Raw genomic sequence first — 21,471 nt, forward strand, 5'->3', positions numbered from 1 at the left:
TAACAGATCACTCGATGCCTGAACGTCCGAACAGGAGGTCTTGATATGCATCAACTGCAACCTACTTGGCTCATAGGTTTGGCTTTCATCGTCACCTTGATGGCCACGACCGTTGCCCATGCTCACCATGGTTGGGCCTGGGCAACCGATGAAGAATTCGAGATTGCCGGCACCATCACCGATGTGCGCCTGGGCAATCCTCACGGTGAGGTTACGATCGACGTTGACGGTGAAGCCTGGGTCGTCGAGGTGGGCCAACCCTGGCGAAACGACCGGGTAGGGCTGACCAAGGATATGCTCAGCCCCGGCCGTGAGATTACGGTGCATGGCCATCGTTCAGCTGACGAAGGGGAACGACTGGTCAAGGCTGAACGCGTCGTGATCGATGGCAAAGACTACAATCTCTATCCGGATCGCGACTCCTGACAAGCATCTCTCATAAACAATGTTTGAGCGGGCATAACCCATGATCGAGCAGGTGTTGGTCGCGATCGAAGGTTCGGCCCCGGTGGCGGCCTTGCGCCAATCCATCTGGGCCTATCCGCTGGTCAACGCGGGCCACATCCTGGGTGTAGCCCTGCTGGTGGGAGGTATCGTGCCGCTGGATCTGCGTCTGCTGGGCGCCTGGCGGGCCTATCCTGTGGCGCCTTTTCTTCATGTTTTGCGGGCCACATCTGCTTTAGGGCTCGGATTGGCGATCTTCTGTGGACTGTTGCTCTTCGCCACGGCCGCAACCGACTACGTTCATTCCTGGTGGTTCCTTTCAAAGATGACGGTCGTTTTGCTAGGCGTCATCAATGCGCTATTTATTGTTCGCGTACTGGCAAATGAGGACATCCAGAGCTTACCTCTCTGTTCGACAATGCCCGCGTCATTGCGGTTTGGAGCCTTGATTTCGCTCCTGGTCTGGCCTGTGGCGCTGGTGCTTGGGCGATTCGTTGGTTACTTCTAGCCGGCAGTTATTCTTGGGAATGCCGCTTCATAGGGGTTATGGCGAACGCGCTTTTTTGAGCAAAAAACGCTAGGCACGCGGCTGCAGGTACACAACCATCAAGCCATTTAAGACAAAGCACATATGGCTACAAATCTCTATGTTTAGTAGACAAAATATTGTTGGCCCAAACGGATAAGTAGACACTATAAATACTAAACGAGCATCTGGCATGTTCGATTTCCAGGTCGCTGTTTTTCATAGAAGTGCCAATCCACTTATTAGGATGGTTGCGCCTCTCAATTAAACTGAAGACCTCTTAATACCGATTGTAAACAATTGTTCTCCCATCTTTTGGCTGGGAGGAACTCATATATTATCCGCCCAATCCAGGCATGGCCTGGTGCTGCGCGTTGCAGACTTAACTGTGTTGGGAGTGGGTGGATGATGTTCAAACGGTTTTCCGTGGCTGTCTGGCTGATGCTGGTGGCCTCTATTTTGCCGGCAACGGGGTTTGCCAGTCACTTTCGTGGCGGGTCACTGACCTGGCAAGCCTTGGATCTGGATGGCGACGGTCAGAGAAACGACATTCAGGTTACCGTGAAGACGGCATGGCGACTGAACGCTGCGGATAGCCCGGTTCTGAATGCTCAGCCATCCTTGAACTTCACGCCGGTGGGAAATGCAAACTTGACACAACTGAGTCAGGGCACTGATCCCGACGGCCAGTACGAGTTGAGTACGCAAATATTCCAAGCTAAAGATCTCGACCTAAGCACGACTTACAATCTCTATTACTCCTCGTGCTGCCGCATAAGCAACCTGGTCAATAACGCCGATGGCACATGGAAGATCCAGACCACGGTAAACCTCGCCGACGGCAACCTTGCGCCCAAGATCGACTTGCCGATCATTTTCGAGGTTCCCCAGCTCAAACAGGATGACTCGACGCTGGTCAACTGGACGTTCAATACCGGTTCAACGGATCCGAACGCCGACAAGCTCAAGTTCCGTCTGGCGAATCTCGATGAGCTTGGCGGTGGCAGTTCCGTGCAGCCTCCGGGGTTTTCCATCAACCCCAACACAGGCGTCATAACCTGGACCGATTCCGGCAACCTGACCCCAGGCCTGTATAGCGCCGGCGTGGTTGCCGAAGATCTCGACGCCAATGGTTTGATCAAGTCGAAGTCCCATATTGACTTCATCCTCTACCTGCAGCCCAAGAAAGCCACCCAGTTCACAACGTCCGGCAATGTGCCGGAGACACGTAACATCATTGTCGAGAAGGGCACTACGTACACGTTCGACGTTGCAGGCCAGGCCATTGAGACGACCAGCCTGGGTAATATTCAGGGTGCGCTAGTCGAAGAGGCCACAGAAGGACAATTTACCTTCGATCCGACCAACCTGGTGCCCGCAGCCTACCCGATCACGTTCGAAATCCGTGATACGACAAATACCTTCACCAAGAACTACCTGATCCTCAACTTCATCGTGCCTGATCCCGATGCGCCGAAAATCGTCAATCTTGAGGCAGACCGGACCGTCTACGCTGATGCGAACTACCAGCTTGTCGATCAGAACCTCGATGCCGTGGTCACTGATGCCAACAGCGTTGACCTCGACGGTGGTGTGCTGAAGCTCAATGTCACGTTCACGGATGGCCTGCAGGAAAACCTGGGCGTCCAGAGCGTCGGGACAGGCGCTGGCCAGATCAGCCGTACGGGTGATGATATCTTCTACGAAGGTAACTTGATCGGTACCGTCGATAGCAGCGACAACGGTGTCGGACGTGCCCTCAAGATTCACCTCAAGGGCCCCGACTCAACGCCCGCAGCCCTGACTGCGCTTGTCCGCAACCTGACTTATCAGGATACGTTCTCCCTGCGCGCCCCGGGGGACCGCAACCTGTCACTCTTCATCATGGATGGAGAAGGTAAGAGCAACGCCTACAACTTCTTCGTCAATGTGCAGGACCATCCTTCACGTCCGGCCAGCGGTGGGCCCGTCGAGTCTGCCAATGCGATCACCATTACCGAGGGTGGCTCCGTTGCCCTGGGCACGGAAGATATCAACTTCTCTGATCCCGATTCAGGCCGCCACGAGATCGTCCTGACGGTCTCTGATGTCGTCCATGGTCAGTTCGAGATGTCCGGCATCCCTGGCACAGCGGTCACAAGCTTTACCCAGGAGCAGGTCGACCTGGGACAAGTGACCTTCGTTCACGACGGGAGTGAAATTGCACCGTCCTACAAGGTTGCCGCGACGGATGGCACCGAAACGACGCTGCCCTCTGCCGGCCTGGTAAGCTTCACCAACGTGAATGATATCCCGGTCATGACAGGTGTCCCCGCCACATCGCTGGCACTGGGTTCCAGCTATCGCTTCCAGCCCATAACCGCAGACGGTGACGTTGGTGAGACCCTGACGTACAGCATCGTCAACCTGCCAGGCTGGGCCTCTTTCGATGCTTCGACCGGTGAGCTTGCGGGTACTCCTGCCAGCGCCGATCTCGGTACCTATGGCAACATCACGATTACCGTCACCGATAGCGTCGGTGCCTCCGATAGCATCGGGCCGTTTGCGATCTGGGTGTATACCGACAGCGACGGCGACGGCGTTCCTGACAGTCAGGAAACCAGCGATGGTACCGACCCGAATGATGACGGTGACTACAAGGATAGCGATGCGGATGGTGTGCCTGACTACGTGGAAACGAAGGACGGTACCAACCCCTCCGATCCAAAGTCATTCAAGGATAGCGATGGCGATGACGTGCCCGACTACATCGAGGAACAGTGGGGCTCTGACCCGAACGATCCGCGTAACTTTACCGATGGCGACGGTGACGGCGTGCCAGACTATATCGAGGTGGTCGAAGGTACCGATCCGGATGTAAAAACCAACTTCCCGGATACGGACGGCGACGGCGTACCGGACTATTACGAAGTTCATAACGACGGCACAGATCCGGGCGATGTCAATAGCGTGCGCGATGCAAATGGCAATGGTCAGCCGGACTATGTCGAGAAAGTCCAGGGCGACACGACGCCCCCGCAGGTAACGGCACCTCCGGCGGTCACCGTGAATGCAACCGGGCTGTACACCAAGATCACCCGGGCCCAGCTCGAGTCCCTGGGTGTGGCCTCTGCATCAGACAGCCGGGACGGCGCCAGTTGCTGTTCGCCCTACCCGAAGTCACTGGTCGATAACGAGCCGTTCTTCGCCCCGGGCAAGCACAGGATCGTCTGGGCGGCCACGGATGACAGTGGAAACGTCGGCACGGCAGAACAGGTGCTGAACGTGAAACCGTTGATCAGCCTGAGCAAGGACCAGACAGTCCCCGAAGGTGCGATCGCAACGATCAAAGTCGTGCTCAATGGTCCGGCGCCGTCCTATCCGGTCGAGGTGCCCTATACAGTCGCGGGTAATGCCGAGAATCCGTCCGACCATAACCTGGTGAGCGGAAAGGTGGTCATCAACGCTGGCTTGCAGGCACTGATCAAAGTCGATGTGCGCAAGGACGGCATCCCGGAAGCTGATGAGAACCTTATCTTAACGCTGGGCAAGGACGTGAATCGTAGCCCGTCGTTCCGGCATGTGATGACGATCAGCGAGAGGAACATTGAGCCTCACGTCAGTCTGTCTGTCGTGCAGGACGGTGAGAATCGTATGCAATTGCTGCGCGATGGGGGGCCGGTCATGGTGAAAGCCACGGTGACAGACAGCAACCTGGCCGATTCGCATACCTATAGCTGGGACACCGGTTACCTCATCGATGGTGACAGCAGCAATATGACGGTGACGCTGGATCCGAGCGTTATGGAGAGCGGCCAGGCGTATCCGGTCAAACTCTCCGTGAGCGATGACGGCATTCCTTCGCTGAGCAGCTCCGCGACGGTCTATCTACAGATTGTGGAAGCTTTGCCGACACTCTCAGCAACGACGGACAGTGACGGCGATGGCATCGCCGATGCCGACGAAGGTTATGGTGATGCGGATCAGGATGGCATTCCGGATTATCTGGATAGCCAGTTGAACGCCTGCAGTGTGGTAGCTGAGGAAGCCAAGGACTATCAGCGTTACCTGATGGAAAGTGACCCGGGTAGCTGTCTCAAGCTGGGCGTTTATTCCCGCTTCGCAATGAACGGCGGCAGTCACTTGGTCGCTGGCCACGATATCGGCGCCCTGAGCGTGACCAGGCTGCCCGAAGATAGTGCCGCGACCAACGTGGGTGGCGTCTTCGACTTCATGGTCGAGGATCTGGCACGCCCCGGCGACAGCGTCCGTGTGGTGGTCCCGCAGCGTGCGGCCATTCCGGAGAATGCGATTTATCGCAAGTACAACGCCGTTGGTGGATGGATGGACTTCCGTGAGGATAGCAAGAACAACGTCAAATCGGCCGCTGGCGAGCCGGGCTTCTGCCCGACAGCCGGAAGTGACGCCTACACCGATGGGTTGAAGGCGGGCCATTGGTGTGTGCAGCTGACGATTGAAGACGGTGGCCCGAATGACGACGACGGTGAGGTCAACGGTACGGTAGTCGATCCGGGCGGTGTCGCCGTCATCAGTGGGCTCAACAATAGTGGCACGCTGAAGACGTCCGGCGGTGGTGGTGCCTTTGGCCCCTTCACGCTGCTTGTTCTGATGGCTGGCGGTGTCCTGGTCCGTGCGGCGCGTCAGCGCGCCGCCGGCGGGGCGCAGCTGCTGGGTTCGGTCGTCGCGGTGGGCCTGGCGTTTTCAGCCGTCCTGCAATCTCCTGACACCTATGCGTCAGAAGGCAGCAGCGACAAAGCCCCCGTCTATCTCACGGCCAGTCTTGGCTACGCGTATACGGATATCGATGCACGTGAGCTCGAGGGCCGCTTTGCGGACCGTGGTTACCAAGCGAGCGTGATTTCCGAAGACGGCGACCGGCTCGCAGGCATGATCGGTGCCGGCTACCGCCTGAACGACCAGTTTGCGGTGGAGGTTGCCTATATCGACCTGGGAGACACCGAAGTCCATTTCCAGTCCACGCCGATCAACCGTAAGATCGCGGAAGTACACCCCGAGTCCGGCCAAGGACCGGCGGCTTCCGTCACTTACCGGTATGGCCTGGGTGAGCGCTGGGGTCTTGGGGCGAGGGTAGGCGTCTTCTTCTGGGAGGGTGACTATGGTACGTCCCAGGGTGGTGTAGCGGTGGCTGATACCTCGGATGACGGCACCGATCTCTACTACGGTATCGGTGCGGACTACCGGTATAGCGAGCTGTTGTCACTGCGCACCGAAGTTCAGCGCTTCGAATTCGACAGGGACCCCACCTATTACGTCTCTGCCGGGCTAGACTTTCATTTCCCACTGCTGTTTGAGTAAACGAAATAGTCAAGGGCCAGCCTATATGGGCTGGCCTTTGTTCACACCTCAACACTCGAATACTTCTTGTAGGAATCAAGACAATGTCTGGAAGTGTCTGGTTTTCCGCGGCCTTTTCTGCATTTATGCTGGCCGTCTCCGCTCAAGCCCTTGCTCATGGCGGGCATGAGCATGAAGAAGCGCGGGAGGGGATGAAGGAATTTTCGATCAGGATGGGTATCGATCCGGGTTACACGACTGAGAAATGCATCAACCTGGAAGAGGGTGCGCGGGTGAACTATCGGTTCGACTCGCAGTACCCTGTGGACTTCAACATCCACGTCCACACCGCGACTGAAACTCTCTATCCAGTCAAACTCGAATCCAAGGCCAATTTCTCATCGACGCTCGACGTCGAGAAAAGCCAGGAATACTGCTTTACCTGGAAGTCGGGGACACGTACAGAGCAGGAATGGTTCTTCGAATTTGCCTACACCCTCGACTAGAGCTCTTCCCGACCCAGGTACGATCCGTTTGACGGTGGTGGATGGACCGACGCATAGCTGATCCATCCGCGAATACCCCCGCTTTCCCGCCTGTTTTTATCAAATTTCCTGCCCGAAGTTGTCATGGCAATCCGATACGCCGGGGCCCACACTGAATCCATGAGCAACGTTTCCGTCAACGACGAGAGACGACCTGATTTTCTGGTAGACAACAGGAAAACGCGATGGATTTTAAAGATATACCCGCAATCGTAACCGGTGGTGCTTCGGGCCTTGGCGAGGGTGCAGCCCGGGCGCTGGCGGCCGAAGGTTGCAAGGTGGCGATCCTGGATTTGCAGGCAGAGCGCGGCGACGCCGTGGCCAAAGAGATCGGCGGTATCTTCGTGGAATGCGATGTGTCTTCGGCTGAGAGTGCTGAAGCGGCGCTTCAGAAAGCCCGTGAAGCCCACGGTCCCTGCGGTATCGCGGTTAACTGCGCGGGCATCGCCCCGGCCGCGAAGATTGTCGGCAAGGAAGGGCCCATGCCGCTGGAGGACTTCAATAAGGTTATCCAGGTCAACCTGGTAGGCACCTTCAACATCATGCGCCTGGCAGCGGCACAGATGGCCGGGCGTGAACCGAATGCCGATGGCGAACGGGGTGTGATCATTTCCACCGCATCAGTAGCAGCCTATGAAGGCCAGATCGGTCAGGTCGCCTACAGCGCCTCCAAGGGCGGGGTGGTTTCCATGACGCTCCAGGCCGCGCGCGAACTGGCCCGGAGCGGAATCCGTGTGAACACCATCGCGCCGGGTATCTTCATGACGCCGATGATGGCGGCCATGCCCGAGAACGTGCAGGAAAGCCTCGCCGCCACGCTGCCGTTCCCCCAGCGTCTGGGCAAGCCGGAAGAGTTCGGCATGATGGTGGAGCAGATGGTGAAGAATCCGATCCTGAACGGCGAAGTCGTCCGTCTGGATTGTGCGCTGCGCATGGCGCCGAAATAACCGGGCTCAGGAGGCATTGTTATGAACAACAGGCGAGAACCCGAAGAGCGCGCCATGTTCCGCGACATGGTGGTGAAGGTCCTGGAAAGCCAGGTCAAACCGCACTATGAGGAATGGGACGAAGCCGGCATCGTACCGCGCCAGCTCTGGCGCACCTTTGGCGAAGCCGGAATGCTCTGTGTGGATGTGCCGGAGGACTTCGGCGGCGTCGGTGTGCCGTTTGATTATTCCATTGTGGTCGGTGCCGAATTGGCCCGCATGGGTTTCGGCGCGCTGGCGACCAACGTGATGGTCCATTCCGATATCGTTGCGCCTTATCTCACAAACCTCGCCAATGACGAGCAGAAGCAGCGGTGGCTGCCGAAAATGGTGAGTGGCGAAGCGGTCGGCGCCATTGCCATGACCGAGCCCGGCGCAGGGAGTGACCTGCAGGCGATGCGTACCAGCGCCAAGCGTGATGGCAATGACTATGTATTGAACGGCTCCAAGACGTTCATCACCAACGGCCAACATGCCGACATGGTGATCGTCGCCGCCAAGACCGACCCTGCAGCCGGTGCCAAGGGCATCAGTCTGTTCCTCGTCGATACGTCGCTGCCGGGTTTCAGTCGCGGCCGCAACCTGGACAAGATCGGCCAGCATTGCGGCGATACCTCCGAACTGTTCTTCGAGGATCTGCGGGTACCGGCTTCGGCGCTATTGGGTGAAGAAGGCAAAGGCTTCGTCTACCTGATGACCGAACTGCCCCGGGAGCGACTGGTGATCGGCGCCCTGGGCTGTGCCGCTGCTCGTGGTGCGCTCGACCTGACCATCGCCTACGCCGACGAACGGGAGCTTTTCGGGCAAAAGCTCAAGCAGTTGCAGAACACCCGTTTCCGCATCGCCGAAATGGAATCCGACTACCGGATCAACCAGGCGTTCATCAACGAATGTATTGACCTGTACAGCGACGGCGAGCTGGATGCGGCCACCGCGTCCATGGCCAAGTACAGCGCCACCGAGATGCAGTGCCGGGTGGCGGACGGCTGCCTGCAGTTGTTCGGCGGCTATGGTTACACCACCGAATACCCGATTTCCCGTGCCTTCACGGATGCCCGCGTCCAGCGGATCTATGGAGGCACGTCGGAAGTCATGAAGGAAGTGATCGCCCGCTCCATCCTGGGTAAGTGAGTGGGCCAGCCAGACGATTGAGGTGAAGCTATGTCAGATATCGATGTTGTGATTGCCGGTGGCGCCCGCACGCCGATGGGCGGAATGATGGGCGCCCTGAGCAGTGTTCGCTCGCCGGAATTGGGCGCGATTTCCATCAAGGCGGCTATTGAGCGGGCCAGGCTCACGCCTGCGGATGTCAACGAAGTGGTCATGGGCTGCGTGCTCCCGGCCGGCCTGGGACAGGCGCCGGCACGGCAGGCCTCGCGAGCGGCGGGCATTCCCGACAGTTCGGGCTGTACCACGGTCAACAAAATGTGCGGCTCCGGTATGCAGGCGGTGATTATGGCTCACGACCAGATCAAGGCCGGTACCAACCGCATCATGATTGCCGGTGGTATGGAGAACATGAGTCAGGCGCCGTACTTGTTGCCCAAGGTGCGCCAGGGTCTGCGCATGGGACACGGCCAGGTGCTGGATTCCATGTTCCTGGATGGCCTGGAGGACGCCTATGAGGGTGGCCTGATGGGTGTTTTCGCCCAGCGCGTGGCGGACGAGTACAAGATCAGCCGCGAAGCCATGGACAGCTACGCTATCGAATCCCTGCGGCGCTCGCTGGCAGCTGCCGAGGGCGGTGACTTCGGTGATGAGATCGTGCCGGTTCCCGTGAAAGGCCGCCACGGCGAAACCCTGGTCGAAATCGACGAACAGCCCGGCAAGGCCAACCCGGACAAGATCCCGACCCTGAAGCCGGCGTTTGCCAAAGAAGGTAGTGTGACCGCGGCGAATGCCAGTTCCATCAGCGACGGCGCTTCAGCCCTGGTCCTCGCCAATGCCGATGAAGTCAGCCAGCGTGGCCTGCAACCGCTGGCCCGCATCGTGGCCCATTCCACCCATGCCCGGTTGCCGTCGGAATTCACCCTGGCGCCGATCGGGGCGATCCAGAAAGTGCTGGATAAAGCGGGCTGGACCAAGGACGACGTGGATCTGTTTGAGGTTAACGAGGCGTTTGCCGTAGTGGCGCTGCTGGCGATCAACGAGCTGGGGCTGGATCACGATAAGGTGAATGTCTTCGGTGGGGCCTGTGCGTTGGGTCATCCCATTGGGTCGTCCGGCTCACGAATCATCGTGACGCTGATCAACGCCCTGAAGCGTCGTGGGCTCAAGCGCGGTGTAGCTTCGCTATGTATTGGTGGGGGGGAAGGTACAGCTGTTGCGATTGAGCTTCTCTGAAGCCTGCAGATTGCTCTAGGCAATGTAGCCGACGCTTCAGCTTCGGAGGGGCCGACAGGCCCCTTTTTGTGCTTTAGGACACCGGGCGCCTGCGGCGCCTCAGAAGCTGAAGCTTCTGCTACATGCTCGAGTTGTCTGGAAAGTGTAGCCGACGCTTAGCTTCGGAGCCGCCCGTCGGGCTGCCTGGCGGGCAGGGGAAGGGACGGCCCTCTACACCGGGCGCCTGCGGCGCCTCAGAAGCTGAAGAGGGTGTTGCAAAACTACTGCGCTCGGCCATGCGGCGTTGGAAATTCCCTCAAAATGCTCATTTACGACCAGTAAACTGCGCTTTTTCGAGAATTTCCGCCTTGCCTGGCCTTCGCTCGCGACGTTTTGCAACACCCTCTGAAGCTTCTGCTACACGCTCGAGTTGCCTGGAAAATGTAGCCGACGCTTTAGCTTCGGAGCAGCCCGCCGGGCTGCCTGGCCGGCTCGGATTAGGGTGCGGACCCTATACACTGCGCCTGCGCCGCTTCGAAAGCTGAAGCGGCGGCTACATTTGCGATTTTCGCTGTTACTGCTCCTGCTTCCGATAGGCCAGCGGACTCACGCCCGTCCAGTGCTTGAACGCCCGGGAGAACGCCCCGGGCTCCGTAAACCCCAACTGTGAAGAAATCTCCGCCACGCTCAGGTTCTGCCGGGTCAGCATGATCACCGCCTGATCCCGCCGCAGGTTGTCCTTGATCTTCTGGTAGGCGCTGCCTTCCACCTTGAGCTTGCGGCTCAGGGTATAGCTCGTCATGTGTAGCTGTTCTGCGGCCCAGTCCAGGTTGGGCAAGCGGCTGTCGTCGCAGGTTTCCAGCAGGCGGCGAACCTGTGTAGTGATGCTGTCGTCGTCGACGGTCCAGATCAGAAGGTGCCTGGGGGAGCCGAGGATGAATTCGTCCAGTTCCTCGGAAGAACGGACGACGGGCATGTTCAGGTAGTTCTTGCTGAAGAACAGGCTGTTTCTCTCGCGCTCGAAAAAGCAGCGGCAGGGGAAGATGAACCGGTATTCGTCGAAGTGCTGGGGCAGGGCCTGTGTGAAGGTGGCGTGGCTGAGCACGATCTTGCGGCCGATCAGCCAGCCTACCAGTCGGTGCCAGACCATCAGCAGCCATTCGACGAGGAAGTGGTCGGGATCCAGCTCAGGGCGGTGATGCGTGATGGACAATCGGGCCTCACCGCCCGAAAGGTCCAGTTCGATAGAGATGTCCTCGTTGAACAGCCGATAGCAGCGGATACTCTGGCGCAGGACCTCTTCCAGGTTGGCGCTATGAACCGACAACGATCCCATCAGATGAAAATGGCCGACGCGGCAACGCTGGGTGGTGCGGCCCATGAATTCGTCGTCCAACGTTTTCCAGACCAGTCGGAACAGGCGAATGAATTGTTCCAGGGGTACCCGGGCCTTGGGTTCGCGGATAAGCTCGGGGTCGATATCCCGTTGGCGTAGCAGGTCGTCGCTGTTGCCTCGCTGCTGTTCCAGTCCGTAGAGGGCGGCCCGCGCATAGTGGGAAGAGAAAGTCAGGTTTTTCATGGGGGCTGCAAAACTTGTCAAGTTATATGCCCGGAGTTGTCATTCTGTTGGTGGGGGCGGTTGCTTATTGTGACGGAAGACTTCGCCGGTGTTGTGTGGCATCGATGTTACAGAACTTCGACGGGAATTTATAACGGCGGACGCTATGTCTGGCGGTGGCAATGGGAATGTGAGGTTTGATGCGGTTCGGCGGGCCTCACCTGCATCCTACGGGGGGATATACCCGACTCGAGCAACACGTAGGATGCTGATGAACAACGTGAATCGCATCAATGCGACCGTTTAACGAGACTCCAGCAAGGCAATGGCCTCTTCTGCTCCCATGGCCTTGGCCAGGGTCATGGCGGAATTGCCGTCGGCGTCCACCGCTTCGGGATTCGCGCCGGCTTCGATCAGCCGTTCGATCATCTCCGTTTTATTGAACATCGCGGCGTACATCAGCGGTGTCTTTGCCCCTTCGGGCCGGCTATCAACGTCGGCTCCTTTTTCCAACAGCAGGTTTACGATGTCCATTTCGCCTTTGTAGACGACACCCGCCAATGGGGTTTGTAGGCGGTCGTTGGGCAGGTTGGGGTCGGCGCCTTTCTCCAGCAGCAGACGACTGGTTTCCAGGTGGCCATTGTAGCTGGCCAGCATCAGCAGACTGTCGCCGCTGCTCGTGCGAATATCTGCCGGCACGCCGGCGTCCAGCAGAGGCGCCAGCATTTCGGTACCGCCGTTACGCGCCAGGTCGAAAATACCCTGCGCAAATGCAATGGCATCCTCATCCAGTTGGTTACTGGGTTGCTGCGGCTGATTTTTCTCGCTCATCGGTGACTCCTTGTACCGGCGATCGTCGTTGTGGTTCGAGACTACATCAGTTGGGGTTGCGACGCCGACTATCAAGGCAATAGCCATCAAGGACGGGAATGAGCGGATCGATGGCAACGACCCCAAAAGACCGGGGCCGTTGCAAACCCGTTACGTCCTTAGCCGTCCCAGCCCGGATCGGCCTTGAAGCGCTTGCCGTAGCGGTCGGCGAGGGTGCCAAGCCGTTCGCGGATCACGTCGAAGCCGCGGTCGTGGGCGTACTTCATCGGCCCGCCGCGGAATGGCGCGAAACCGGTACCGAAGATCATGGCGCCATCGGCGGTTTCCTCATCGGCCACCACGCCTTCGCGGATGCAGGCCATGCAGGCGTTGAGCATGGGCAGGAGCAGGCGGTCGAGGGCATCCTCGGGCGGCGACGATGCTTTCTCCTTCTTGTCCGGCTTACCGTCTTTCCACTTGTACAGCCCTTCACCGGATTTCTTGCCGAGCTTGCCTTCTTCCACCAGCATCTTGAGCCATTCCGGCGAGTCCGGCATATCGGTGTCCAGCCGCTCGCGCAGCATGTCCGAAACGCTCAGGCAGATATCCAGGCCAACCTGGTCGGCAAGCTCGATAGGGCCCATAGGCATGCCGAAGTCCTCCGCGACCTTATCGATCGCTTCTGCCTGGACACCTTCGTCCAGCATCACCATGGCTTCGACCAGATAGGGTGTCAGCGCGCGATTGACCAGGAAGCCGGGGGCAGTCTCCACCGGCGCCGGCAAGCGATCGATCTGGCCGACGAAGGCCCGGGCGCGGTCATAGGTCTTGTCGGCGATGGCGTTGTGTCTGACCACTTCCACCAGGGGCATGCTGGCCACCGGGTTGAAGAAGTGCAGGCCCACCAATCGCTCAGGCTGTTTGAGCCCTTCTTGCAGACTCTCCAGTGGAATGCTCGAGGTATTGGTCGCGAGAATAGCGCCTTCCTTGAGCTTGGGTTCGGCTTCGGCGTAGACCTTGTGCTTGATATCGACTTTCTCGGGCACAGCCTCGATCACCAAATCGGCCCGGCTGACGCCTTCGTTCTCGAAGTCGGGGATCATGTTATCGAGAATGTTGCGGGTTTCCGCTTTGGACCGGTGCTTTTTCTCGCACAGTGTGGCGAGTTTCTTGACCGCGTTGGCGATCTTGTCCGGCTCCATGTCGAACAGGCTCACCCGCAGCCCCTGGAAGGCACACCAACCGGCGATGTCGCCACCCATTTCTCCAGCGCCGACGACATGGACATGGCGTACAGGTTCTGCGTCGGCCCGGGTCAGGCCTTTCATCTTCTCTCGCAGGAAGAATACGCGTACCAGGTTGCGCGAAGCGTCTGTAGTCAGCAGGTGCGCGAAAGACTCGATCTCCTTCGTGCGCATGGCCTTTTCCTGGCCGCCATGGTGCTCCCAGAGTTCGATCAGCGCTTGGGGCGCCGGGTAATGCTTGGGCGGCGCCTTACTGAAGGTCTTGGAGCGCATCTGCCGCACCTCGAACTGACGTGCCGGGCGGGTGGTCAGCAGGCGCTCGCGGAAGCCATTGCCGTTGTGCTTGAGCTCGCCTTCGGCCGCCATACGTACGGCTGCCTCCACGTGGCGTTCCTGGATCACGTCATCCACCAGGCCGAGCTTCTTGGCCTTGCTGTCATGACAGTTCTTTCCCGTCAGCATCAGGGTCATGGCTTCGATGGGATCGATCAGGCGCGTAAGCCGGTCCGTACCGCCCAGCCCAGGATGCAGCCCGAGTTGAACTTCGGGAAATCCGAGTTTGGCACCGGCTATGGCGAGTCGATGATCGCAGCACAAGGCCAGCTCCAGGCCTCCACCCAGGCAGGCGCCGTGGATAATGGCGACCTTGGTGAACGGCAACGCCTCGAAGCGATTGACGACGTCGTGGGCTCGGGTGAGTTTCTCAACCACTTCGGCTTCGGAGCCAAGTTCCTTGAACTCCGTAATGTCGGCGCCGGCACAAAAGCCGGATGCTTTGATCGATCGCAGGGCCAGTGCCCTGGGCTTGTCCTTTTCGAGTTCGCTGACTACAGAATCCAGCTCTTCAAGCACCTCGGCAGAAAGCACGTTGGCGTTGGCGTCCTGTTTATCCAGCAACAGCCAGGCGATGTCGTTGGCGTCGCGGCTCAGGTGCCAATGCTTCCAGTGGCCAGCGGCGCCGGGCTGCTCCTTACTGGAAAGGGAGTGGCGCTCGTCGGTATCGAAGGGGCCAAGCGCCATTTCGCGGGTACTGAGGGTCTTGAGTATGTGACCTGTCATGGTGTTGTCCTCCTTGATCGCCTAGACGGTTTCGATCAGCATGGCACCGGATTGACCACCGCCTATGCACTCAGTGGCGATGCCGCGCTTGAGCGACTTGCGTCTCAGGGCATTGACCAGATGCAGCACGATGCGATTGCCACTGGTGCCCACTGGATGGCCGATCGCCACGGCGCCACCGTCCACATTCAGACGCTCGGGGTCGAGCTTGCCCATGGGCTCGTCCAGGTTCAGGGCAACGCGGCAGAATTCCGGATCTTCCCAGGCAGCCGTGCAGGCCAGAACCTGCGCCGCGAAGGCTTCATTGATCTCCCACAGGTCGATGTCGTTGAGGCCCGACTTCAGCCGCTTGAGAATGGCCGTTGAAGCGAGAGTCGGGCCGAGCCCCATAATCTTCGGGTCCAGCGCTGACCACTCGCTGTCCTTGATCTCTGCGATGGGTTCCAGGCCATGCTTTTTGACGGCTTCTTCCGAGGCCAGGATGACCCAGGACGCGCCATCGGTCACCTGGGAGCTATTGCCGGGAGTGACCTGGCCGTACGGGGGTTCGAATGCGGCCTTGAGCTTGGCCAGCGCTTCGACCGTGGTATCGGCGCGTACGCCGTCATCATGTTTGTAGAGCGTGCCATCCGGCGCGATGGACGGAATGACTTCATTGTCGAGCCAGCCTTCCTCCTGTGCCTTGGCCAAGCGCTGATGACTGCTCACCGCGTATTCATCGGCTTGCTGGCGGGTGATGTTGAATTGCTGCGCCAGTACTTCGGCGGTCTGGCCCATGCTCAAGCCGACGATAGGGTCGGTCAGGCCCTTGACCAGACTGATTTCCGGCTTGAACTGTCCAGGGCTGAACTGGGCAAGCTGCCGCGCATAGTCCTGCGGTGACGAGGCGCTATTCAATCCGGCGAGCCACCGTGCAGCATCTTCGGTCAGCATCATCGGTGCCTTGCTCAGGGCTTCGGCGCCGCCAGCCAGGATCAGGTCGCTATCGCCATCGCGAATGTACTTGTAGGCCGTATCGATGGACTGCATGCCCGACCCGCAGTTGATCTGGACGGTAATGGCGGTCATGGCTTCGCCCATACCCAGGCGCAGCGCGGCAATGCGCGCCGGATTCATCTCTTCGGGTAGCACGTTGACGCAGCCAAGGATGACCTGATCGAACGCATCCGCCGGCATGGGCTGACGCAGCAGCAAAGGCCGACCGCATTGGACGGCCAGGTCAACCGGCGTGAACGGACCGGGTTGCCCGCGGGCTTTAATAAAAGGCGTCCGGGCGCCGTCGACGATATAAACCGGCCGGTGTTTGCTGTTCGAACTTTGGGGGGTGTCTGGGGCGGGACTGCTTGAGGGTGTAGAAGCGCTCCGTGTCATGTGTTCCTCCTTTAACTGATCGACGTGTTCTGCGAACGAAGTCTGCGAACCTGATCAGGAAAGAACTGCCGTTGTGAGCTTTCCCGTTGGGTAGCTGTATCTGCTAATTGATCTGACCTCTATATCGTTGGGCTTCAAGGCCACACATCATTCCGAATTGCCTCGAGCCCAGGTTCTTTTTCAACGACTGATATGAGACTACCGCCGTTGTGCGGAGCAGGCCAATTAACTGGATTAGCAGAGGCGCGCTTTTGGGGTGACGGTAATTTAATGTCCTTCATGGCGTGCCTAAGCCCCTGAAATGTCGTTGCCTCCATCGCCACAATCGTGTCCGAGCTTAATCCAGGTTTTTGTCAGTCGTCGACGCCCTGTATCAAGCTAAGGTCAACAGGTGGTACTGCAAGGATCAGAATCGGAGAGGCTCCAGGATGGCCGAGACCCTCAAGACCTATCGGGATAAGCGTAATTTTCAACGGACCCCCGAGCCCCGGGGCAACGAGCTATCCCTACGCCAGGGTCAGGCCCGGTACGTCATGCATAAGCATGCCGCGAGCCACGACCATTTCGATCTGCGTCTTGAGCAAGACGGGGTGCTGCGTAGCTGGGCCTTACCGAAAGGGCCCAGCCTTGTCCCCGGAGAGAGACGGCTGGCGGTGGAAGTCGAAGACCACCCCCTTGAGTATGGCGATTTCGAGGGGGTTATACCCCGTAAGGAATACGGCGGCGGCACGGTGATGCTCTGGGATACCGGCGCCTGGATACGGCACGGAAAGACCGGCGATGACCGGATCGACATCGAACTGCGCGGAACCAAGCTCGAAGGCCGCTGGTCCCTGGTCCGGACGAAGGGTGGCTCGAAGGATGGTAAGACGCGCGAAGATCACCGGCAGTGGCTGATGATCAAACGCCGGGATCGCACCCACCGCCGCTTGGAGCCTGACGACCTGAGTGTGGTATCCGGCCGTACGATGGATGAGATCGCCAGGGACCGAAATCGGGTCTGGTCGAGCGCCGAGACAGCGTCACCGTTAGATGCAGCGGATCTGCCCAAGGCTCGGAAAACCGCTACCTTACCAAACGTGCGTCCGCAGCTGGCGGTACTCAAGTCGGAGCCGCCGAGCGGTGAAGCCTGGCTGCACGAAATCAAGTTCGATGGTTATCGCCTGCTTGCGTACCTTGAGCAGGGTGAAGTCAGGCTGATGACCCGTAATGGCCACGACTGGACCCACCGCTTCCCCTCGCTGGTCACAGCCCTGCAGCGGTTGCCTGCGAAATCGGCTCTGGTAGACGGTGAGATCGTGGTATTCGAAAACGATGGCTCCACCAGTTTCCGCAAGTTGCAGGCGCGCGTCGGTGGCCGTGGCGATACGGTTAACGAGGCCGGCTTGGTGTATCAGGTGTTCGATCTGTTGCACTTGGATGGCTACGATTTGGTCCGTACACCGCTAACGGACAGGAAGGAAGCGCTCAAGACGGTGCTTGATGCGCGGCCCGATGCGACAAACGAGCCTGTGCGTTATTCCGACCATATTCGGGGATACGGGCCGGCCTTTCTGGGCGAAGTCAGTGAAATGGGGCTGGAAGGCGTGATTTCAAAGCGTGCTGACGGTCCGTATCGTTCCGGCCGTGATGCCAGCTGGATCAAGACCAAGTGTATCCAGCAGGATGAGTTCGTGGTTGGTGGGTACATGCCGCCTTCGGGAAGCCGCAGCGGATTTGGCTCATTGTTACTGGGGGCCCATGGTGAACGTGGGCTTGAGTACCAGGGGCGCGTCGGTGCCGGTTTCTCTTCAAGACAGCTGCGTTGGTTCGAAAAACAATTTCAGCGGACACACGCCGACGATAGCCCATTTGTGGATGCCGTACCGGATAGCAAGGGGGCCCGCTGGGTTCAGCCCGAGTTGGTAGTAGACGTTGCCTTTGCCCAGCGTTCGCCCCGGGGGGTATTGCGCCAGCCTGTATTTCGGGGACTCAGGGAAGACAAGACTGCTGACGAAGTCAGGGTCGATGACGAGCGTGAGACCGGCGCCGATACCGAACAGCAGCAGGCTCCGCGCCCACCTGATAAGCGGACGGCCCGCAGTAAAGATCCTCGAGTTGCCGGTGTACGAATAACGCATCCCGACCGGTTACTGTTTCCCGAGAACGGCCTGACCAAGCTGGATCTCGCCCGATACTACGCGTCAGTTGCGGACTGGCTCCTCCCTCACTCAGCCCATCGGCCTTTGGCTATGGTGCGTTGTCCTGAAGGTAGGGCGGGGGAATGCTTCTTCCAGAAGAGTCCGGGGCGCACGCTGTCGGGTCGGCTGGAGCAGGTCAGCATTTCCGGTAACTCGGGCGCAGACAAGAATTTGGTGTACCTGGATTCAGCACAGGACCTGGTCTACCTCGCCCAGTTCGGTGTGATCGAGTTGCACCCCTGGGGCAGCCGCGTCGAGAACGTGGAAAGGCCGGATACACTCACTTTCGATTTCGACCCTGATCCTTCGCTTGAGTGGCGGGTGATTGTGTCCGTTGCCCGTCGACTGAACGAGATTCTGGACAACGCGGGTCTGACCGGATTCCCGCGTATTACCGGCGGCAAGGGCCTCCATATCGTCGTGCCGGTTGAGCCGGAGGCGGACTGGGACACTATCAAACAATTTGCCCGTTTTGTTTCAAGAATCCTGGTACAGGAACAGCCCAAACTGATGACGACCAATATGTCCAAGAGCCGTCGAAAGGGCCGGATTTTCCTCGATTACCTGCGCAACGGGCGGGGTGCAACCAGCATTGCCTCATATTCAGTGCGGGCACGGGACGGCGCACCGGTCGCTACCCCCTTGCGCTGGGATGAGGTGGCGCGAGTAGGGCGGGGTAACCGCTATACCGTGGCCAATTTGCCCCGGCGCCTGAGCTCCCTGGACCGGGACCCCTGGGCCGACTTCGAGGTCGCCCGCCGCAGGATCACTGTCGAAACCCTGGAAAAACTGGAGGCAGGCACGTGACAGATAACGCCGATCAACGCCCGCCCGACGACCACTGGTGGCTCTCGCCTGGCGGCGAGTACTGCCCGTTCTGCTCGGGCTCCTGGCATGCCGAGGCGCTGGCCTACTGTATGGCCTGTGATCGTCCGGTCTGCCACATCTGCGTGGCGGAGACGGTGGAGTCCGATGATCTGCTTTGTCCGGAATGTGCAGCGGAGCAGGGGAGCGACCCGGATGGAAGCGAAGCAGGCAAGGCAGAGGGCCGCTGATGGCAGCCCGTGCGATCTGGAAAGGTGTTGTGCGCTTCAAGAGCATTGCCGTGCCGGTCAAGCTCTATTCTGCGGTGGCCGACCGCACGGTTCATTTCCGTCTGCTGCACAGCAAGGATCACCAGCCGGTCAAGCAAACCATGATCAATCCTGAGACTGAAGATGTGATTTCCCGGGATGAGATGCTGCGGGCCTACCGCACCGGCGAGGGCGAGGAGGTACTGTTCAAACCTTCGGAGCTGGACGATCTGCAGCCGGAACCGTCCCGGGACATCGAAGTGCTGCGTTTCTATCCGCCGCGCGTGATCGACCATCGATGGTATGACCGACCCTACTACCTGGGGCCTGATGGCGACGAAACAGCGTATTTTGCACTTACGGAAGCACTGGAGAGTGCGGATCAGGAGGGCTTGGCGCGTTGGGTGATGCGCAAAAAGGAGTATGTCGGGGCACTGCGTCTTTACGAAGGCTATCCGATGCTGATGACCCTGCGCTATGCCGATCGGGTGATCTCGGCCGATGAGCTCAAGGCACCGGGCGGCAAGGCACTGGATGGCCGGGAACTGGACATGGCCCAAGAGCTTATCGGCATGCTCGATGCTTCCTTTACGCCGGAAGACTACCCGAACGAGTACCGGGAACGGGTACTCGAAATGATCGAGAAGAAGCGCAAGGGCGGTAAGGTCAAGCGCCCGCCGGCCAAGCGGGAGAAAGCCTCGGAAGATCTTTCCGGCGCCCTGGAGGCAAGCCTGAAGAGGATGAAGGATGGCAGCTAAACGGGCGTCTAATCAGAAGGCCGGGAAAGAGGAACAGGAAGACAACGCGCAGCCTTTCCAGCCGAGTCCCTTCTGGTCGGGGGTGATCTCTTTTGGCCTGGTGAGCCTGCCGGTCAGCCTGTTCCCGGCTAACCGTGGCCGACCGCTATCTTTACATATGGTGGATCAGGACGGTATGCCCCTGCGTCGGCGCTATTTCTGTGAGAAGGAGCATCGGGTTCTGGAGAACGAAGATCTGGTGCGGGGTTACCCGATCGAGAAAGACAAGTTCGTCATCATCCACGACGAAGACCTTGAGGCCGTGGCGCCGGAGAAGAGTCGGGAAATCGACCTGCGCCGATTCGTGCCGCTGGATGACATCAACCCGGTCTATTTCGAGCGAGGCTACTACCTCACGCCCAACTCCGGCGCCACCAAGCCTTACCGGCTGCTGGCCCGCAGCATGGCCCAGAAGAAGCGGGCTGGCGTGGCGACATTCGTCATGCGGGGCAAGGAATACATTATCGCGATCATTTCGGAGAAAGGCCTCTTGCGCGCCGAGACCCTCCGCTTCCAGGATGAGATCCGGTCGCCGGCGGATATCGGATTGCCTGAGTTGGAAAAGGCAGACCGCAAGCAGGTCAGCCAGATGACCCGGGCCATGAAGTCCCTGTCGACCAAGACGCTCGACCAAGATCTGCTACGGGACCGTGAGACCGAGCGCATCTTCAAGCGTATCGACAAGAAACTTTCTGCGGGAGAAGACGTGGTCCAGTTGCCAGAGGAAGTTGAGGATACCCCTGAGGAGGAAGGCCAGGTCGTGGACCTGATGCAGGTGCTCAAGCAGCGCCTGCAGGGCAAGGATCCGGGCGCTTCATCCGCGGAAAAGCGAGCACAATCCAAAGGACGTGGGTCACGCAAAGCTAACGGTAGTGAAAAGAAGGGTAGTGAAAACAGGAATAGTGGACAGAAGACAGCCAACAAGAGCCGGTCGGGCAAATCCCGGCAGAAGGAACTAGAGGCGCTTTCCCGTAATGAGCTCTACCAGCGCGCCCAGGACCAGTCGATTTCAGGGCGCAGCCACATGTCCAAGCAGGAACTCGTCGACGCGTTGCAGAAAGCCAGCTAGGAGGCGCGGTACACGCGTTCGACGTAAGACGCAAGTGCAGTATCGCGGCTTTCAGCTGCGTATTTCCGGCCCCGCGGGGCCCCGCCGGCCAGTAAAGCCGGCATCCGCACATACTGTGCGGCGCCTGCAGAGCAATGCAGGCATGCTCTAGATGTCCCTTAAAACGAGAATCAGCCAGACGACGGATTGGCT

The 21,471-nt window shown here is 59.2% G+C and carries 15 protein-coding genes; 11 read left to right on the top strand and 4 right to left on the bottom strand.

The window, feature by feature from the left end:
* The first annotated feature begins 45 nt into the window (after positions 1-45).
* The 7 genes from RE428_RS07990 (at position 46) to RE428_RS08020 (ending at position 10,139) form a co-directional block, all read left to right on the top strand.
* A complete protein-coding gene (locus tag RE428_RS07990; protein WP_004581470.1) occupies positions 46-426 on the top strand; it encodes a DUF6152 family protein in 381 nt (126 codons plus the stop codon).
* A gap of 40 nt (positions 427-466) precedes the next feature.
* Positions 467-952 carry a hypothetical protein gene (locus RE428_RS07995; protein WP_004581471.1) on the top strand — a complete coding sequence of 162 codons (486 nt, stop codon included), beginning with the start codon at positions 467-469 and terminating at the stop codon, positions 950-952.
* 423 nt (positions 953-1,375) lie between these two features.
* Positions 1,376-6,286: a putative Ig domain-containing protein gene (locus RE428_RS08000; RefSeq protein WP_004581472.1), complete on the top strand. Its 4,911-nt coding sequence runs from the start codon at positions 1,376-1,378 to the stop codon at positions 6,284-6,286.
* Between the two features lie 83 nt (positions 6,287-6,369).
* Entirely contained in the window at positions 6,370-6,771 is a 402-nt protein-coding gene (locus RE428_RS08005) for a hypothetical protein (RefSeq protein WP_004581473.1), read from the top strand.
* A 224-nt stretch (positions 6,772-6,995) separates the two neighbouring features.
* Positions 6,996-7,757 carry a 3-hydroxyacyl-CoA dehydrogenase gene (locus RE428_RS08010; protein ID WP_004581474.1) on the top strand — a complete coding sequence of 254 codons (762 nt, stop codon included), beginning with the start codon at positions 6,996-6,998 and terminating at the stop codon, positions 7,755-7,757.
* 21 nt (positions 7,758-7,778) lie between these two features.
* Positions 7,779-8,927 (top strand): acyl-CoA dehydrogenase family protein, encoded by a 1,149-nt coding sequence (locus RE428_RS08015; protein WP_004581475.1) that lies wholly within the window; start codon positions 7,779-7,781, stop codon positions 8,925-8,927.
* Positions 8,928-8,957: 30 nt separating this feature from the next.
* Positions 8,958-10,139, top strand: coding sequence for a thiolase family protein (locus RE428_RS08020; protein ID WP_004581476.1), 1,182 nt, complete (start codon positions 8,958-8,960; stop codon positions 10,137-10,139).
* A gap of 553 nt (positions 10,140-10,692) precedes the next feature.
* Here RE428_RS08020 and RE428_RS08025 read toward each other — a convergent pair.
* From RE428_RS08025 to RE428_RS08040, 4 genes are all read right to left on the bottom strand, one after another.
* Positions 10,693-11,697, bottom strand: a complete 1,005-nt coding sequence (locus tag RE428_RS08025) for an AraC family transcriptional regulator (RefSeq protein ID WP_004581477.1) — start codon at positions 11,695-11,697, stop codon at positions 10,693-10,695.
* A gap of 282 nt (positions 11,698-11,979) precedes the next feature.
* Positions 11,980-12,507 (bottom strand): ankyrin repeat domain-containing protein, encoded by a 528-nt coding sequence (locus RE428_RS08030; protein ID WP_004581478.1) that lies wholly within the window; start codon positions 12,505-12,507, stop codon positions 11,980-11,982.
* Positions 12,508-12,665: 158 nt separating this feature from the next.
* Positions 12,666-14,789 (bottom strand): 3-hydroxyacyl-CoA dehydrogenase NAD-binding domain-containing protein, encoded by a 2,124-nt coding sequence (locus tag RE428_RS08035; RefSeq protein WP_004581479.1) that lies wholly within the window; start codon positions 14,787-14,789, stop codon positions 12,666-12,668.
* A 21-nt stretch (positions 14,790-14,810) separates the two neighbouring features.
* The gene (locus RE428_RS08040) at positions 14,811-16,160 is read right to left on the bottom strand and encodes an acetyl-CoA C-acetyltransferase (protein WP_004581480.1); all 1,350 of its coding nucleotides are present in this window, start codon (positions 16,158-16,160) and stop codon (positions 14,811-14,813) included.
* Positions 16,161-16,588: 428 nt separating this feature from the next.
* On the opposite strand from RE428_RS08040, the gene ligD reads away from it, so the two are divergent.
* The 4 genes from ligD to ku (RE428_RS08060) are packed head-to-tail and all read left to right on the top strand — an operon-like array spanning position 16,589 to position 21,279.
* Positions 16,589-19,147, top strand: a complete 2,559-nt coding sequence (gene ligD, locus RE428_RS08045) for a DNA ligase D (protein ID WP_004581481.1) — start codon at positions 16,589-16,591, stop codon at positions 19,145-19,147.
* Positions 19,144-19,395 (top strand): hypothetical protein, encoded by a 252-nt coding sequence (locus tag RE428_RS08050; RefSeq protein ID WP_004581482.1) that lies wholly within the window; start codon positions 19,144-19,146, stop codon positions 19,393-19,395. The genes ligD and RE428_RS08050 overlap by 4 nt, the downstream gene beginning before the upstream one ends.
* Positions 19,395-20,171 (top strand): non-homologous end joining protein Ku, encoded by a 777-nt coding sequence (gene ku, locus RE428_RS08055; RefSeq protein WP_004581483.1) that lies wholly within the window; start codon positions 19,395-19,397, stop codon positions 20,169-20,171. Before RE428_RS08050 ends, ku (RE428_RS08055) begins: the two co-directional genes overlap by 1 nt.
* The gene (gene ku / locus RE428_RS08060; protein WP_004581484.1) at positions 20,161-21,279 is read left to right on the top strand and encodes a non-homologous end joining protein Ku; all 1,119 of its coding nucleotides are present in this window, start codon (positions 20,161-20,163) and stop codon (positions 21,277-21,279) included. The genes ku (RE428_RS08055) and ku (RE428_RS08060) overlap by 11 nt, the downstream gene beginning before the upstream one ends.
* Positions 21,280-21,471 lie beyond the last annotated feature (192 nt).

The organism is Marinobacter nanhaiticus D15-8W, assembly GCF_036511935.1.
Taxonomy (GTDB): domain Bacteria; phylum Pseudomonadota; class Gammaproteobacteria; order Pseudomonadales; family Oleiphilaceae; genus Marinobacter_A; species Marinobacter_A nanhaiticus.

Bases quoted from the DNA above. Each gene is read 5' to 3' on its own strand.
- RE428_RS07990 (WP_004581470.1), top strand. From the start codon at position 46: ATGCATCAACTGCAACCTACTTGGCTCATAGGTTTGGCTTTCATCGTC.
- RE428_RS07995 (WP_004581471.1), top strand. From the start codon at position 467: ATGATCGAGCAGGTGTTGGTCGCGATCGAAGGTTCGGCCCCGGTGGCG.
- RE428_RS08000 (WP_004581472.1), top strand. From the start codon at position 1,376: ATGATGTTCAAACGGTTTTCCGTGGCTGTCTGGCTGATGCTGGTGGCC.
- RE428_RS08005 (WP_004581473.1), top strand. From the start codon at position 6,370: ATGTCTGGAAGTGTCTGGTTTTCCGCGGCCTTTTCTGCATTTATGCTG.
- RE428_RS08010 (WP_004581474.1), top strand. From the start codon at position 6,996: ATGGATTTTAAAGATATACCCGCAATCGTAACCGGTGGTGCTTCGGGC.
- RE428_RS08015 (WP_004581475.1), top strand. From the start codon at position 7,779: ATGAACAACAGGCGAGAACCCGAAGAGCGCGCCATGTTCCGCGACATG.
- RE428_RS08020 (WP_004581476.1), top strand. From the start codon at position 8,958: ATGTCAGATATCGATGTTGTGATTGCCGGTGGCGCCCGCACGCCGATG.
- RE428_RS08025 (WP_004581477.1), bottom strand. From the start codon at position 11,697: ATGAAAAACCTGACTTTCTCTTCCCACTATGCGCGGGCCGCCCTCTAC.
- RE428_RS08030 (WP_004581478.1), bottom strand. From the start codon at position 12,507: ATGAGCGAGAAAAATCAGCCGCAGCAACCCAGTAACCAACTGGATGAG.
- RE428_RS08035 (WP_004581479.1), bottom strand. From the start codon at position 14,789: ATGACAGGTCACATACTCAAGACCCTCAGTACCCGCGAAATGGCGCTT.
- RE428_RS08040 (WP_004581480.1), bottom strand. From the start codon at position 16,160: ATGACACGGAGCGCTTCTACACCCTCAAGCAGTCCCGCCCCAGACACC.
- ligD (WP_004581481.1), top strand. From the start codon at position 16,589: ATGGCCGAGACCCTCAAGACCTATCGGGATAAGCGTAATTTTCAACGG.
- ku (WP_004581483.1), top strand. From the start codon at position 19,395: ATGGCAGCCCGTGCGATCTGGAAAGGTGTTGTGCGCTTCAAGAGCATT.
- ku (WP_004581484.1), top strand. From the start codon at position 20,161: ATGGCAGCTAAACGGGCGTCTAATCAGAAGGCCGGGAAAGAGGAACAG.